Source organism: Flagellimonas aurea (assembly GCF_017313785.1).
GTDB classification, from domain to species: Bacteria; Bacteroidota; Bacteroidia; order Flavobacteriales; family Flavobacteriaceae; genus Flagellimonas; species Flagellimonas aurea.
The window spans coordinates 173,034-185,997 of the sequence record NZ_JAFLNL010000007.1 but is presented as its reverse complement, the minus strand read 5'-3'; the positions used below and the strand labels follow the sequence as shown (position 1 = coordinate 185,997).

Here is a 12,964-nt window from a genome sequence, read left to right as displayed (position 1 = left end):
AATTGTTCGGTTTTCGGTAAATGACCGAATTTTGAACTCGATTTGATCGGCTTTTGCTTGCTCATCAAGCCTTGTTCCGCGCTAGTTTTGGATTTCAATCAAAAAACAAACACAATGAAATCCTTAAAAACATGTTTATTATCCATTTTCTTATTGACCATTTCTTTTTCCGTTCTAGGGCAAACCATCAAAAATCTTGATGATCCTAAAAATTGGGAAGTCCACAATAGGGAAGTCGATTTTGACAACGGGGTCATTCATTTGAACGGTAAACCCGGGGATGGCGTTTTATGGCTGAAAGGTTCCGATTTTCAGAACGGGACCATTGAACTCGACATCAAAGGAAGGAACAAGCCCGGAGCAAGTTTTGTTGGAGTGGCCTTTAACGGGAAGGACAATTCCATTTTTGATGCCGTTTACTTCAGGCCCTTCAACTTTCAGAATCAAAATAGGCGAGAGCACATGGTACAGTATATCGCCATGCCGCATCTGGAGTGGAAAACCTTGCGAGAAAACCACCCAGGAAAATATGAGACCTATATCGACCCCGCTCCTGCCCCAGATGACTGGTTCCACGTAAAACTGGAAATCCATTATCCCAAAGTGGAAGTTTATGTCAATGGTTCAACCACTCCCACTTTTACGGTCGAAGAACAGATCAATGTCAGTGGTCACGGAAAAATTGGGCTTTGGGTAGGCGAAAGCAGTGAAGGCTGGTTCAAAAACATTTCCATAAAGCGGAACACAATGAATGATTACACTCATATTTTGATGGATGTTGCGCATGATCAGGTGTTTTGGAACGACCCCAAATCCATGGAATTGGAGAATGAGAAAATCGGTCGGGTCTATATGATGACAGAGGAACTCTACAAAACAGCAAGAGCCATCAACGCCACAGTGGATTATGCGAAAACCGAAATAGATTCAAAGATGTTGTCGGATACTGATATCCTTTACATCCACATTCCCAAAAAACAGTACACCGAAAAAGAGGTCAAGGCCATCCACAAGTTTATTGATGCGGGCGGAAGTTTATTTATCATTATGGACAGTGAGTATTGGTCATCGTTGAGCGACACAAATGTTAACGACCTCATCGCGCCCTACGGCATCCAATATGGAGATGCCATACCCGATAAACTACCGGGCGGCCATACCATAAAAGGGGAAATACACGAAGAGCCATTAAAAATATCCTATCATGAGGCCAGAAAAGTAATCGGTGGAACTCCTTTTGTTTATGGAGATGAATTGGGTGAGGCTTATCCTGCTGCTGCCTACGTGAAGACCAAAAAAGGAGGAAAACTAGTGGTCATGGGCGAAGCCATGGTTTCACTTTATATGACCAGTTGGGAAGGCGTGGACGATTATCAATGCCAAGAATTTATGCAAGATGTCTTCAATTGGTTGAAGTGACCCTGTACTTAGGCCAATCCCTTCTTCTTCAAAGTGATTACGGATATCTCGGGCCAAATTCCAAAACGGCCCGGGTATCCAATAAATCCGAAACCTCGGTTCACGTTGATGAACTGTCCCAATTCTTTATAAATGCCCGCCCAATATTTGTAACGCCATTTAACGGGGCTCCACTTTACCCAACCTGGAATTTCCACCCCGAACTGCATGCCGTGGGTGTGTCCGCTCAAGGTCAAATGGAAATGGTAGTCGTCATGGATCACCACATCTTCCCAATGGGAAGGATCATGGCTCAATAATATTTTAAAATCTTCGGGAGAAACACCTTCTTTGGCCTTTTGGAGGTCACCCGCCTTCTTAAATCCGCCGCGGCCCCAGTTCTCCACTCCTACCAGTGCAATCTTATCCCCATTCTTTTCCAAAAACCGATTCGAATTCAAGAGCAGATCAAAACCCATGTCCTTTTGCATGGTCTTGAGATATTCCAAATTCTCTTCCTTGTCTTCCTCCGTATCCCAAACGGCGTAATCCCCATAATCGTGGTTGCCCAAAATGGAGTATACACCATCCTTGGCATCCAGACGGGAGAAAATCTCTTTCCATGGTTCCAGCTCATCGGACTTTAGGTTCACGATATCACCTGTAAAAAAAATGACGTCGCTCTTCTGTTCATTTACAAGATTTACCCCATATTCAACTTTCTGGTAATCGTCAAAACTACCGCTGTGCACATCAGAAATCTGGGTAATCTGATAATTGTGGAAAGCATCGGGCAAGTCATCAAATTCCAGCTCATACTTCAACACCTGATAGTTGTATTTTCCACGGTACATTCCATACAACAACGCTCCAAAAGGCAAGGCCGCCAAACCGAGCGCAATGCCACTTATAAATTTTCTGCGTGATGGAAAATACCCTGCATCAGGATTGGAAACACCTACAATTTTATTGTAACCGAAGCCCAACAGCCTTACAATATCCTCCAACAACAGGAAGAACCCCAACACCAGGGCCAATAAAAAGAATGCAGCGAAAATGGTGCCTGCAATGGCAGCAGTTCCTTTAAATCCATCCCCCTCGTCATAGGTCATAACCTTGATGGTCAAAAAAATCAAGGCACCCAAAAACAGTACAATGTAGGCCCAATGCATCAACGGACTCTTGAAAAGCGTACGGAATGCTTGAAAACCGTAGACGGCCAACACCAAGTAAAGAATTGCCAAAATGATAAATCGGGACATACAATTTTTTTACAAAATTAGAGCTAATCTGCTTTTTAGCAGTGCTTTTTACTATTATTTAACGGCTCGAACAATCGAGGTCAGTGTTTCCAAATTCGAAACGGCCACCTCATCTTCCACTAAATGTTTGGCGGAGTTCATACTGATTTTCCCATCCAGCGCAATCGGATTTCCGAAGGACGTACCCGAACAATGTATGGCACGGAGGCCAATGTCTTTAAATTTTGATGCGTTCCCTGGTGATACTCCCCCTCCTGCCATGATGGTCATGGGTGTTTTTTGTTGCCAAAACTCCAAATTTTTGATTCCTTTTTCTGCGGATGGTTCGCCGCCAGAAGTTAAAATGGTCTGAACCCCAATCGCTTCAAGCTGTTGGATGGCTTCCAAAGGTTCGGCCACCCAATCAAACGCACGATGAAAGGTAAAATGCATCGGCTTGGCCAATTCCACCAAAGTTTTTGTTCGTTCAACATCCAACGAAAAATCATCCATCAAAATCCCCGAAACAATACCATGCACTCCTAGGGCCTTACATGCCAAGATATCGGCCTTCATCACTTCAAATTCAGCATCGGAATACGTAAAATGTCCGCCCCTCGGACGAATTAGAACATGAACGGGAATGGACAACTCCCTTTTCACCAATTGAATCAATCCTGCGGATGGGGTAACACCGCCAACACCAAGCTCCGAACAAAGTTCAATTCGATTCGCTCCTGCCCTTTCGGCATTCCTTGCCGATTCCAAGGAATTGGCACACACTTCTACGATCATATTGTATCTTTATAACCCTTAAAATTAAACATACCAACCCATGGAACGACGCAAATTCATCAAAAATTCCAGTCTGTCTGCTGCTGGACTGGTTTCCGCCTCCACATTGGTCGCCTGTAAAACGGACACAAAGCCCGAAGTTGCCCCAGCTTCCACCATTTCTGCACAAACCGCTGTAAAACCGATTGTGGTCTGCACCTGGAACTTTTTTAACGCCACAGAAAAGGCCTGGGAAGTCTTAAAATCGGGTGGCAACGCCCTTGATGCCGTGGAACAGGGAGTTAGGGTCGAAGAAGCTGACGAAACCAATGAGACCGTGGGCAAAGGCGGTCGTCCCGATCGTGATGGCAACGTGACTTTGGATGCCTGCATAATGGACAAAGATGGCAATTGCGGTTCCGTGGTCTGCATGCAGAACATTGTGCACCCCGTTTCCGTGGCCCGAAAGGTGATGGAAGAAACACCTCACATCATTTTAGCAGGCAAGGGTGCCGAAAAATTTGCCTACGAACAAGGTTTTAAAAAAGAAGACCTGTTTACCGAAAGTACACGAAAACAATACGAAGAGTGGCTAAAAACCTCCAAATACGAGACCACTATCAACATAGAAAACCACGATACCATTGGCATGCTAGCCATAGACGACAACGGGGACATTGCGGGAGCATGCACCACCAGCGGCATGGCCTACAAAGTAGCTGGGCGCGTTGGTGACTCCCCCATTATTGGCGCGGGACTTTTCATCGATAACGAGGTGGGCGGTGCCACGGCCACAGGAGTTGGTGAGGAAGTCATCCGTACCGTGGGCAGTTTTTTGATCGTGGAACTCATGCGTCAAGGAAAAAGTCCGCAAGAAGCCTGTGAGGAAGGTGTAAAACGCATCATGAAGAAAAACGAGGGCCGAAAAGATTTCCAAATCGGGTTCTTGGCCATCAACAAAAATGGGGAAACGGGCGGTTACTGCGTGCACCCTGGGTTTACGTATCGGGAGTATTCCGAGAACGGGCACGAAAACCGTGAAGTGACCAGTTTTTATGAATAGGCATAAGACCGCTGCGATGTTAGATGAAAGAATCAAGACCGCTTTGCTCCTGGAATCAAGATGCCTTGACTCTGGTATCTTGTATCTTTTAAAGCTGCCTTCTCAAATCTAATTATCTCAATTCTCACATCTTTTAATCGCAATTCGTACTTTTAATCCCCCAACTTTATTTTGGGCACTGCTAACTGTTTATTGAACATTATTAACCGAATAAAATGTCCGACCAAAAAAGACTTTTCCTACTAGACGCCTATGCGCTTATTTTTCGCGGCTACTACGCCCTCATCAAAAACCCAAGAATCAATTCCAAGGGAATGGACACCTCTGCCATTATGGGGTTTATGAATTCCCTTTTTGATGTGATCAAACGCGAACAGCCCGACCATTTGGCGGTTGCTTTTGATAAAGGAGGCAGTGTGGAACGTGTGGAAATGTTCGAGGACTATAAAGCAAACCGTGATGAAACGCCCGATGCCATTCGTATCGCCGTGCCCTATATCCAACAAATTTTGGAGGCCATGAAAATTCCCGTGGTGGAATTGGAAGGTTACGAAGCGGATGACCTTATCGGTACCTTGGCCAAACAGGCCGAAAAGGAGAATTACAAGGTGTTTATGGTCACGCCCGACAAGGATTTTGGTCAGTTGGTGAGCGAAAACATTTTTATGTACCGCCCCGCCCGAATGGGCAACGGTATCGAAATTTGGGGCATCCCCGAAGTACAGAAACGTTTCGGTGTTAAGCGTCCCGAACAGGTAATCGATTATTTGGGGATGATGGGAGATGCCAGTGACAATATTCCAGGACTCCCAGGTGTAGGCGACAAAACGGCCAAAAAATTTATTGAGCAGTTCGATTCCATGGAAGGTTTGTTGGCCAATACCGAAAAGCTCAAGGGCAAGATGAAGGAGAAGGTGGAAGAGAATGCCGAGTTGGGACGATTGTCCAGAAAATTGGCAGAGATCAAAACGGATTGCGATGTACAATTCCATGCGGAGGATTACGAAATGTGTCCGCCCGATGCCGAAAAAGTCCAAGAGATTTTTGAAGAACTTGAATTCCGCAGACTGAAAGACCAATTCATCAAAATATTTACGGGCGAGGCGGAAGCCAGTACCCAAGTGACCAATACCAAAACGGCCAAAGAAGAAGCCAAAGTGGCGGGAAGCGGTCAGTTTACCCTATTTGGCGGTGACCCTTCCGAAGCGGCGGCCACCATCAAAGATGTGAACAGCCGAATGACGATTGGCGATGTGCCCCATTTTTATCAGAATGTGCAAGATGGTCTGGGCATGGAACTTTTTATGGACATGCTGATGAAACAACCTTCGGTATGTTTTGATACGGAGACCACGTCCCTCAATCCGTTGGAAGCCGAATTGGTCGGGATTGCCTTTAGTTGGTCGCCAGGCAAAGGGTTTTATGTGCCCTTCCCAGACAATGAGAACGATGCAAGACCTTTGATTGAAAAACTGCGTCCGTTTTTTGAATCCGAAGCCATTGAAAAAGTGGGACAAAACCTCAAGTACGATATCAAAGTGATGAAAAACTACGGCGTAGAGGTCAAGGGCAAACTGTTCGATACCATGCTGGCCCACTACCTCATCAACCCCGATATGCGCCATAATATGGACGTATTGGCAGAAACGTACCTCAACTATACGCCCATTTCCATAACAGAGCTCATTGGCAAAAAAGGCAAAAATCAGCTCAATATGCGGGACGTTCCTTTGGAAAAACAAACGGAATATGCGGTGGAAGATGCCGATGTTACATTTCAATTGGGGCTAAAATTTACGCCAGAGCTCAAAGATGCCCATACGGATAAACTGTTCTCTGAAATTGAAATCCCGTTGCTTCGCGTGTTGGCGGATATGGAATTGGAAGGCATCAATCTGGACAAGGATTATCTGGGCGGACTTTCGGAGCAGTTGGACAAGGACATCAAGGAACTGGAGCAAAGTATTTATAAAGAAGCGGGCGAGGAATTCAACATTGCCTCTCCCAAACAATTGGGGGACATCCTATTTGATAAGCTCAAGCTGGTGGACAAACCCAAAAAAACCAAAACGGGCCAGTTTTCCACTTCGGAAGATGTGCTCTCCTACTTGGCCAAGGACCACAAAATCATCCAAAACGTGTTGGACTACCGTGGATTGGCCAAGCTAAAAAGCACTTACGTGGATGCCCTGCCGAACGAGGTTCAGGAAAAAACAGGCCGCGTACATACCGATTATATGCAAACCGTTGCCGCTACGGGCCGTTTGAGCAGCAACAACCCGAACCTTCAGAATATACCCATCCGAACCGAACGTGGCAGACAGGTGCGGAAGGCCTTTATCCCACGGGATGAAAACTATGTGCTCTTGGCTGCGGATTACTCACAGATAGAGTTGCGTATTATTGCCGCCTTGAGCGAAGAGGACACCATGATCTCCGCTTTTAAAAATGGAGAGGATATTCACGCTTCCACCGCATCCAGGGTTTTTAACGTACCGATTGACGAAGTGACCCGCGAACAGCGTAGCAATGCCAAAACGGTCAACTTCGGGATCATTTACGGGGTGTCTGCTTTTGGATTGAGCAACCAAACAGATTTGAGCCGTTCAGAGGCGAAGGAACTTATTGATACCTATTACAAGACCTACCCCAAGTTGCGCAATTACATGAGCGAACAGGTCGATTTTGCCCGTGATAATGGCTATGTGCAAACGGTGTTGGGCCGTCGCAGGTATTTAAAGGACATTAATGCGGGGAACCAAGTGGTGCGCGGGGCTGCGGAACGAAACGCGGTGAACGCCCCCATTCAGGGGAGTGCTGCGGACATCATCAAGATTGCGATGATCAACATCCATAAAAAGCTTTCCGAAGGTAAATACAAGACCAAAATGTTGTTGCAGGTACATGATGAATTGGTGTTCGATTGCTACAAGCCCGAACTGGAGGAAATGAAAAAGCTCATCAAGTCCGAAATGGAAAACGCCTATAAGCTGTCCGTTCCTTTGGATGTGGAAGTGGGTATCGGTGAGAATTGGTTGGAGGCGCATTGATATTAAAGAAGTAAGTTAAACTACTTTTCACATGATGGTTTTGGCATACCTTTTCGTTTTGATTGTTCTCGTCATTGGAATCCTATGGATTATCAATGTTCCCATGCTATCAAAATGGAAGAACAACAAATTATCTTTTGGGTTAAATACTTTATTGTTCATTATATATACTTTTTATTTGATTTATGGCAATCCTCCCTTTATCGGTCACGACGAATATGGCATTAGAAGTTTATGGTTTATCATATTATTTCCGATTATACATATTGTTATCAATATTCTTTTTTCTATTGTCATCAGATTAAGGTTTCGCAGTTAAATCTTTTATTAGAAACAATGAGATGAAACCCTCCAAACGCATCCTCCCCATCATCGTGTTGTCGCAGTTTTGCTGTACTTCGCTTTGGTTTGCGGGCAATGGGGTTATGCGCAATTTGGTGGCCACGTTTGGGTTAAACGAAAGTGCGATAGGCCACCTGACTTCTGCGGTCCAGTTTGGTTTTATCGTCGGCACCTTGGTCTTTGCCATTTTATCCATTGCGGATAGGTTTTCCCCATCCAAGGTATTTTTTTCCTGTGCTGTTTTGGGAGCACTTTTCAATTTGGGGGTGGTTTGGGAAGATAACAGCTTAGGGAGTCTCCTCTCCTTTCGGTTTTTTACGGGCTTTTTCCTCGCGGGCATCTATCCCGTAGGAATGAAAATAGCGGCAGACTATTTTGAAAAAGGTCTCGGAAAATCACTGGGATATTTGGTTGGTGCGCTCGTGGTAGGCACTGCATTTCCGCATTTGTTAAAAGAAATGACCGATACCTTTTCTTGGAAAGCCGTTATAGTTTCAACCTCGTTCCTATCCCTATTGGGTGGAACTTTAATGGTCACGCTTGTTCCCAACGGGCCATACCGTAAACAAAGTCAACAATTACAATTGTCCGCTTTTTTAAACGTATTTCAGAACAAAAGCTTCCGCTCGGCAGCTTTCGGGTATTTTGGGCATATGTGGGAACTCTACGCATTTTGGGCCTTCGTTCCCATCATGCTGCAGACCTACGCCCTGTTGCATCCACAAACCAAGTTCAATATTCCTTTCCTGTCCTTTCTGATCATAGGAATCGGAGGATTGGCCTGTGTTTTAGGCGGGTATCTCGCCCAATCCATCGGGACCAAAAAAGTGGCATTTATGGCACTCCTACTTTCGTGTTTTTGCTGTTTGGTTTCCCCTTTGCTATTTGGTCAAGAATCCGACGTGCTTTTTGTTGCTTTTCTCATCTTTTGGGGGATGGTGGTCATTGCAGATTCACCGTTGTTTTCCACCCTTGTAGCACAAAATGCATCCACGGAAATAAAAGGAACGGCGCTCACCATTATAAACTGCGTAGGTTTTGCCATTACCATTTTCAGTATTCAATTGCTGAATGAAATGCGAACGTGGACAAGTTCCAATTCGGTGTACATGATTTTGGCTTTGGGACCGCTTCTTGGTCTGATGGCGCTGGCCTTTAAAAGCAAACCATCTGTCAGTAGATGATCATTCCCGCTGTGATCAAATAAATCCCTATCTTGAAATGTCATTTTTGAAACAAAAGACCATATCCTATCAAACTAAACTGGACTAAGATGAAAATTATTAAACTAATCATGCTTTTGGTCGCATTGGCCATAGCAAGCTGCGGCAATCCAAATCCCGAAACCACTGCCAATGCAGAAATCCCCGAATCGACAGAGGAGCAACGGGAGTTTTATCAACTTAAAATCTACTCTTTTGGCTCCGAAGAGCAGGTCAACGCTACCGATGCCTATCTCAAAAATGCGTTCATACCTGCGGTAAAAAAACAGGGCATCGACAAGGTCGGAGTGTTCAAATCAAGGGTCACGGAAACCGATACGGTGCAGAAAACTTATGTTTTATTGCCCTTTGAAAGTTTGGATGACTTTCAGGCGTTGGAAAATAAAATTCTTGAGGACAGCACCTACCTAGCTGCTGGCAGTGCCTACATCGATGCGAATTACGATAATCCGCCCTACAGTCACATAGAATCCATCCTAATGCAGGCCTTCTCGGACATGCCGCAGATGGGAACTCCCGATCTGGACGGTCCACGCGCCGAACGGATTTACGAACTGCGAAGCTACGAGTCGCCCACGGAACAATACTATCGCAACAAAGTGGATATGTTCAACGCTGGTGGGGAAGTCAAACTTTTTTACCGATTAGGTTTCAACGCTGTGTTCTATGGCGAAGTACTTTCAGGGCCCAAAATGCCCAATTTAATGTATATGACCACCCATCCCGATATGGCCACCAGAGATAAAAATTGGGAGGCTTTTGTCGACTCTCCTGAGTGGAAAGAACTCATTGCCATGTCCAAATATGAAAACAATGTGTCCCATGCGGATATCTGGTTGTTGTACCCCACCGAATATTCGGATTATTAGGAATAAGACCCCATTGCAACATAGATGATGGAACTTATCTATTTTACGAGTAAAACCTGTGGTGTCTGCATGGTGCTGAAACCAAAACTATTGGAAGCCGTCCAAGAAAACTTTCCCGAGGTCAACATTCGCGTGGTGGATGTGGAGGAAGAAACGGAATTTACTGGACAGTCCATGGTATTTACGCTGCCTGTGGTCATCATCAAGGCGGGCAGCAAGGAAATGCATCGGTTTGCCCGCAGTTTTTCAGTGTATGAAGTACTGAATAAGCTGAATCAACTCACTAAAAATCAATATAGTTAGCATTTAATTTGAAACATAGCGCACCCCTGTAAATTTTCAATCTACGGATCGAACAATTTTATACCTTCATTCAAAAATTCATTATATATAAAATGATTCATCCAGATACAGAACTACGCTTTATCAGTAACGAAATAGGGTACGGCGTGGTCGCTACAAAGTTTATTCCCGCGGGAACCGTTACATGGGTATTGGACCAATTGGACCGAGAATTCACTCCCTTGGAATTGCAACAGATGGCACCGATCTATCAAAATATATTGGACACCTATACTTTTCGAAACAACAAGGGCAACTACATTTTATGTTGGGACAACGGAAGGTACGTAAACCATAGTTTCAATTCCAACTGCCTTACCACGGCCTACGATTTTGAAATTGCCATCAGGGACATTCACCCAGGGGAACAATTGACCGATGATTACGGTTACCTGAACATTCCTTTGCCGTTTCGGGCGGCCGACGAAGGAACCCGACGAAAGATCGTGTACCCCGACGACCTATTGAAATACTACAAGGTCTGGGACAACAAGATCAAAAAGGTCTTTGGGAACATTACCAAACAGCAACAGCCTTTGCGCGGACTGCTTCCAGAGGAACTTTGGGACAAAATCGAAAATATTGTTGCGGGTCGGGAAGAAATGGACTCGATACTCAATAACTTTTACTACGGTGTGCCGATAGAAATTTCGGAACGGACCGTTTAAAAATAAAAAAGGCACCCAAACGGTGCCTTTTTCATTCCTTTTCATAGCTTAATCAATCAATTGCCAAAACTATTGGCCAATCGTGGTTTTTGACTTTTACTCCCAATAAACAAATCCGTAAGCGGTTTAAAGTGTCGCTTCCACTGATAGGGAGCAAAGTCAAACCACAATTTAACTTCGGGAGCATTGTTCTCCTCCACTGCAAAACCGTCTTCGATATTAAAATCCAATCGATTAAAAGTATTGGCAGACTCCTCTATCCCATCTTGGTAAATAAATTGATTGCCCCATTGCGCCATATAAAAACGAAATGCTGTGTATTTACCTTTGGGCAAAGAAAGAACGCTCTTGGAACGTATAAAGCTCCCAGATGCGATACCCTTGAAAGTTACCGGGTTTTGACCGGGAAAATCTATTATAAAATGTTCTTTACCTTGTTCATCTATTGCTGAAAACTTGGTAATGTTCAATGTCATTTCTGAAACATGATAAGCCGTTGCAGCCTCATTGGACAAAATCAACTCTGCTCCTTTGTTCTCCGAGCCATACCAATCGGCAAGGACATTCGGGGTGTATGGTGCTGTTGACCATATTGTTGGATAAAAATTATTCTTTTTCATAGCAATTGTATATCAAAAGTTATACAGGTACAAAGTTGGGGTAGTTTTCCTACCCTGACGTCTAATAGATTATCCAGTTTATATGCTCAATTAACACAAAAACCTGATTTTAAGATTTATTTTGGTTAAAATGACACAAAATCAAATACGATACAGCAAACCACACTATCTTTCAAACGAATGAAAGTAGACTACATTTTTCTTCTGCTCGCCCTGATCGCCGAAATTATCGGGACCATCGGGGGCTTTGGCTCTTCGGTATTCTTTGTACCGATCGGCAATTTTTATTTTGATTTCTACTCCGTACTGGGAATGACGGCCATTTTTCATTTGTCCAGCAACATCAGCAAGATTTTCCTGTTCAAAAAAGGACTGGACAAAAAATTATTGCTCTACATCGGGGTTCCGTCCGTGCTTTTTGTCATTATCGGTGGATTTCTATCCAAAATAGCCAATAGTGCAGTCCTTGAAATTGTATTGGGTGTTTTTCTGGTCGTTTTCAGTCTGCTGTTCCTTATCAAAAGTGAGATTGTCGTCCTTCCCAACAAAAAGAATTCAATTATTGGAGGGTCACTATCGGGTTTTTCGGCTGGACTTCTAGGAACGGGCGGGGCCATTCGCGGACTTACCATGGCCGCCTTTAATTTGGAAAAAAGTGCTTTTATCGCTACTTCGGCGTTCATCGATTTTATGATCGATTTTTCACGGACCTTCGTTTATTATGGCAATGGGTATATTGGCAAACAAGAGTTGATGTACCTTCCCTTTTTATTCGCCATTGGCTTGGTGGGCACCTACTTGGGGAAAAGAATTTTAAAGTATATCCCCCAAGAAAAATTTCGTAGGCTCAGTTTGATCTTTATTTTGTTGATAGGCTTGGCGACCATCACCAAATTGATGTTCGATTATTGGGGCTGATCTTCACCGTAGTTATCCCCGATTCTGTCCAAAACCTTTAAAAAGATTTCAAATTCCGATGCATCCACATCTTTCACGGCAAGCTTCCGTAAAGCCAAGGCACTAGGCAAGGTAATGTCGAGGATTTCTTGTCCTTTTGGGGTAAGCTCCAACTTAAACCGTTTTTGATCGCCATCAAAACGGGTCTTGGAAATCCAGCCTTTACGCTCCAGACCTGCAATTACACGTGAGGTCGTGGCCCTGTTCCGAAAGTTTTCGTTTACAATGTCCCGCTGACTCGCATCTTCGCCCAATTGATGAATTTGATAAAGAATCACCCATTGCTCTATGGTCGTGTCCACCCCGAGTTCATCAAAAGTGCGCAAATACGCCTTTTGAATCTTTCGGAGCACCAAATCCAAATGGAACCCCATCCCCTGTATTTCATCTATACGACTGAGCATGCATCAAAGAATA

Annotated in this window: 12 protein-coding genes; 8 read left to right on the top strand and 4 right to left on the bottom strand. The window is 44.4% G+C overall.

Features of this window, described 5'->3' with window-relative positions; all coding sequences use genetic code 11:
- Positions 1 to 114: 114 nt before the first annotated feature.
- Entirely contained in the window at positions 115 to 1,419 is a 1,305-nt protein-coding gene (locus J0656_RS13360; protein ID WP_207034733.1) for a 3-keto-alpha-glucoside-1,2-lyase-like domain-containing protein, read from the top strand.
- A gap of 8 nt (positions 1,420 to 1,427) precedes the next feature.
- On the opposite strand, the gene J0656_RS13355 is transcribed toward J0656_RS13360, so the two are convergent.
- Together J0656_RS13355 and J0656_RS13350 are read right to left on the bottom strand one after the other, a co-directional pair.
- Positions 1,428 to 2,660, bottom strand: a complete 1,233-nt coding sequence (locus tag J0656_RS13355; protein WP_207034731.1) for a metallophosphoesterase — start codon at positions 2,658 to 2,660, stop codon at positions 1,428 to 1,430.
- A 54-nt stretch (positions 2,661 to 2,714) separates the two neighbouring features.
- Positions 2,715 to 3,434 (bottom strand): copper homeostasis protein CutC, encoded by a 720-nt coding sequence (locus tag J0656_RS13350; RefSeq protein WP_207034729.1) that lies wholly within the window; start codon positions 3,432 to 3,434, stop codon positions 2,715 to 2,717.
- 40 nt (positions 3,435 to 3,474) lie between these two features.
- Here J0656_RS13350 and J0656_RS13345 point away from each other — a divergent pair, with 40 nt between their 5' ends.
- The 6 genes from J0656_RS13345 to J0656_RS13320 all read left to right on the top strand — a co-directional run bounded on the left by J0656_RS13345 (position 3,475) and on the right by J0656_RS13320 (position 10,970).
- Positions 3,475 to 4,476, top strand: coding sequence for an isoaspartyl peptidase/L-asparaginase family protein (locus J0656_RS13345; RefSeq protein ID WP_207034727.1), 1,002 nt, complete (start codon positions 3,475 to 3,477; stop codon positions 4,474 to 4,476).
- A gap of 215 nt (positions 4,477 to 4,691) precedes the next feature.
- A complete protein-coding gene (gene polA, locus J0656_RS13340; protein WP_207034725.1) occupies positions 4,692 to 7,526 on the top strand; it encodes a DNA polymerase I in 2,835 nt (944 codons plus the stop codon).
- A 341-nt stretch (positions 7,527 to 7,867) separates the two neighbouring features.
- Positions 7,868 to 9,052, top strand: a complete 1,185-nt coding sequence (locus tag J0656_RS13335) for an MFS transporter (protein ID WP_207034723.1) — start codon at positions 7,868 to 7,870, stop codon at positions 9,050 to 9,052.
- An 89-nt stretch (positions 9,053 to 9,141) separates the two neighbouring features.
- Entirely contained in the window at positions 9,142 to 9,960 is an 819-nt protein-coding gene (locus J0656_RS13330; protein ID WP_207034721.1) for an NIPSNAP family protein, read from the top strand.
- A 24-nt stretch (positions 9,961 to 9,984) separates the two neighbouring features.
- Positions 9,985 to 10,263, top strand: coding sequence for a thioredoxin family protein (locus J0656_RS13325; protein ID WP_207034719.1), 279 nt, complete (start codon positions 9,985 to 9,987; stop codon positions 10,261 to 10,263).
- A 92-nt stretch (positions 10,264 to 10,355) separates the two neighbouring features.
- On the top strand, positions 10,356 to 10,970 hold the full coding sequence (locus J0656_RS13320) for an SET domain-containing protein (protein ID WP_207034717.1): 615 nt from the start codon (positions 10,356 to 10,358) through the stop codon (positions 10,968 to 10,970).
- A 56-nt stretch (positions 10,971 to 11,026) separates the two neighbouring features.
- On the opposite strand, the gene J0656_RS13315 is transcribed toward J0656_RS13320, so the two are convergent.
- Positions 11,027 to 11,590, bottom strand: coding sequence for a hypothetical protein (locus tag J0656_RS13315; protein WP_207034715.1), 564 nt, complete (start codon positions 11,588 to 11,590; stop codon positions 11,027 to 11,029).
- Positions 11,591 to 11,770: 180 nt separating this feature from the next.
- On the opposite strand from J0656_RS13315, the gene J0656_RS13310 reads away from it, so the two are divergent.
- Positions 11,771 to 12,508, top strand: a complete 738-nt coding sequence (locus tag J0656_RS13310; protein WP_207034713.1) for a sulfite exporter TauE/SafE family protein — start codon at positions 11,771 to 11,773, stop codon at positions 12,506 to 12,508.
- Here the strand turns inward: J0656_RS13310 and J0656_RS13305 are convergent.
- Positions 12,496 to 12,951 carry a MarR family winged helix-turn-helix transcriptional regulator gene (locus tag J0656_RS13305; RefSeq protein WP_207034711.1) on the bottom strand — a complete coding sequence of 152 codons (456 nt, stop codon included), beginning with the start codon at positions 12,949 to 12,951 and terminating at the stop codon, positions 12,496 to 12,498. The genes J0656_RS13310 and J0656_RS13305 overlap by 13 nt on opposite strands.
- Between the last annotated feature and the right edge of the window lie 13 nt (positions 12,952 to 12,964).

Bases quoted from the DNA above. Each gene is read 5' to 3' on its own strand.
- J0656_RS13360 (WP_207034733.1), top strand. From the start codon at position 115: ATGAAATCCTTAAAAACATGTTTATTATCCATTTTCTTATTGACCATT.
- J0656_RS13355 (WP_207034731.1), bottom strand. From the start codon at position 2,660: ATGTCCCGATTTATCATTTTGGCAATTCTTTACTTGGTGTTGGCCGTC.
- J0656_RS13350 (WP_207034729.1), bottom strand. From the start codon at position 3,434: ATGATCGTAGAAGTGTGTGCCAATTCCTTGGAATCGGCAAGGAATGCC.
- J0656_RS13345 (WP_207034727.1), top strand. From the start codon at position 3,475: ATGGAACGACGCAAATTCATCAAAAATTCCAGTCTGTCTGCTGCTGGA.
- polA (WP_207034725.1), top strand. From the start codon at position 4,692: ATGTCCGACCAAAAAAGACTTTTCCTACTAGACGCCTATGCGCTTATT.
- J0656_RS13335 (WP_207034723.1), top strand. From the start codon at position 7,868: ATGAAACCCTCCAAACGCATCCTCCCCATCATCGTGTTGTCGCAGTTT.
- J0656_RS13330 (WP_207034721.1), top strand. From the start codon at position 9,142: ATGAAAATTATTAAACTAATCATGCTTTTGGTCGCATTGGCCATAGCA.
- J0656_RS13325 (WP_207034719.1), top strand. From the start codon at position 9,985: ATGATGGAACTTATCTATTTTACGAGTAAAACCTGTGGTGTCTGCATG.
- J0656_RS13320 (WP_207034717.1), top strand. From the start codon at position 10,356: ATGATTCATCCAGATACAGAACTACGCTTTATCAGTAACGAAATAGGG.
- J0656_RS13315 (WP_207034715.1), bottom strand. From the start codon at position 11,590: ATGAAAAAGAATAATTTTTATCCAACAATATGGTCAACAGCACCATAC.
- J0656_RS13310 (WP_207034713.1), top strand. From the start codon at position 11,771: ATGAAAGTAGACTACATTTTTCTTCTGCTCGCCCTGATCGCCGAAATT.
- J0656_RS13305 (WP_207034711.1), bottom strand. From the start codon at position 12,951: ATGCTCAGTCGTATAGATGAAATACAGGGGATGGGGTTCCATTTGGAT.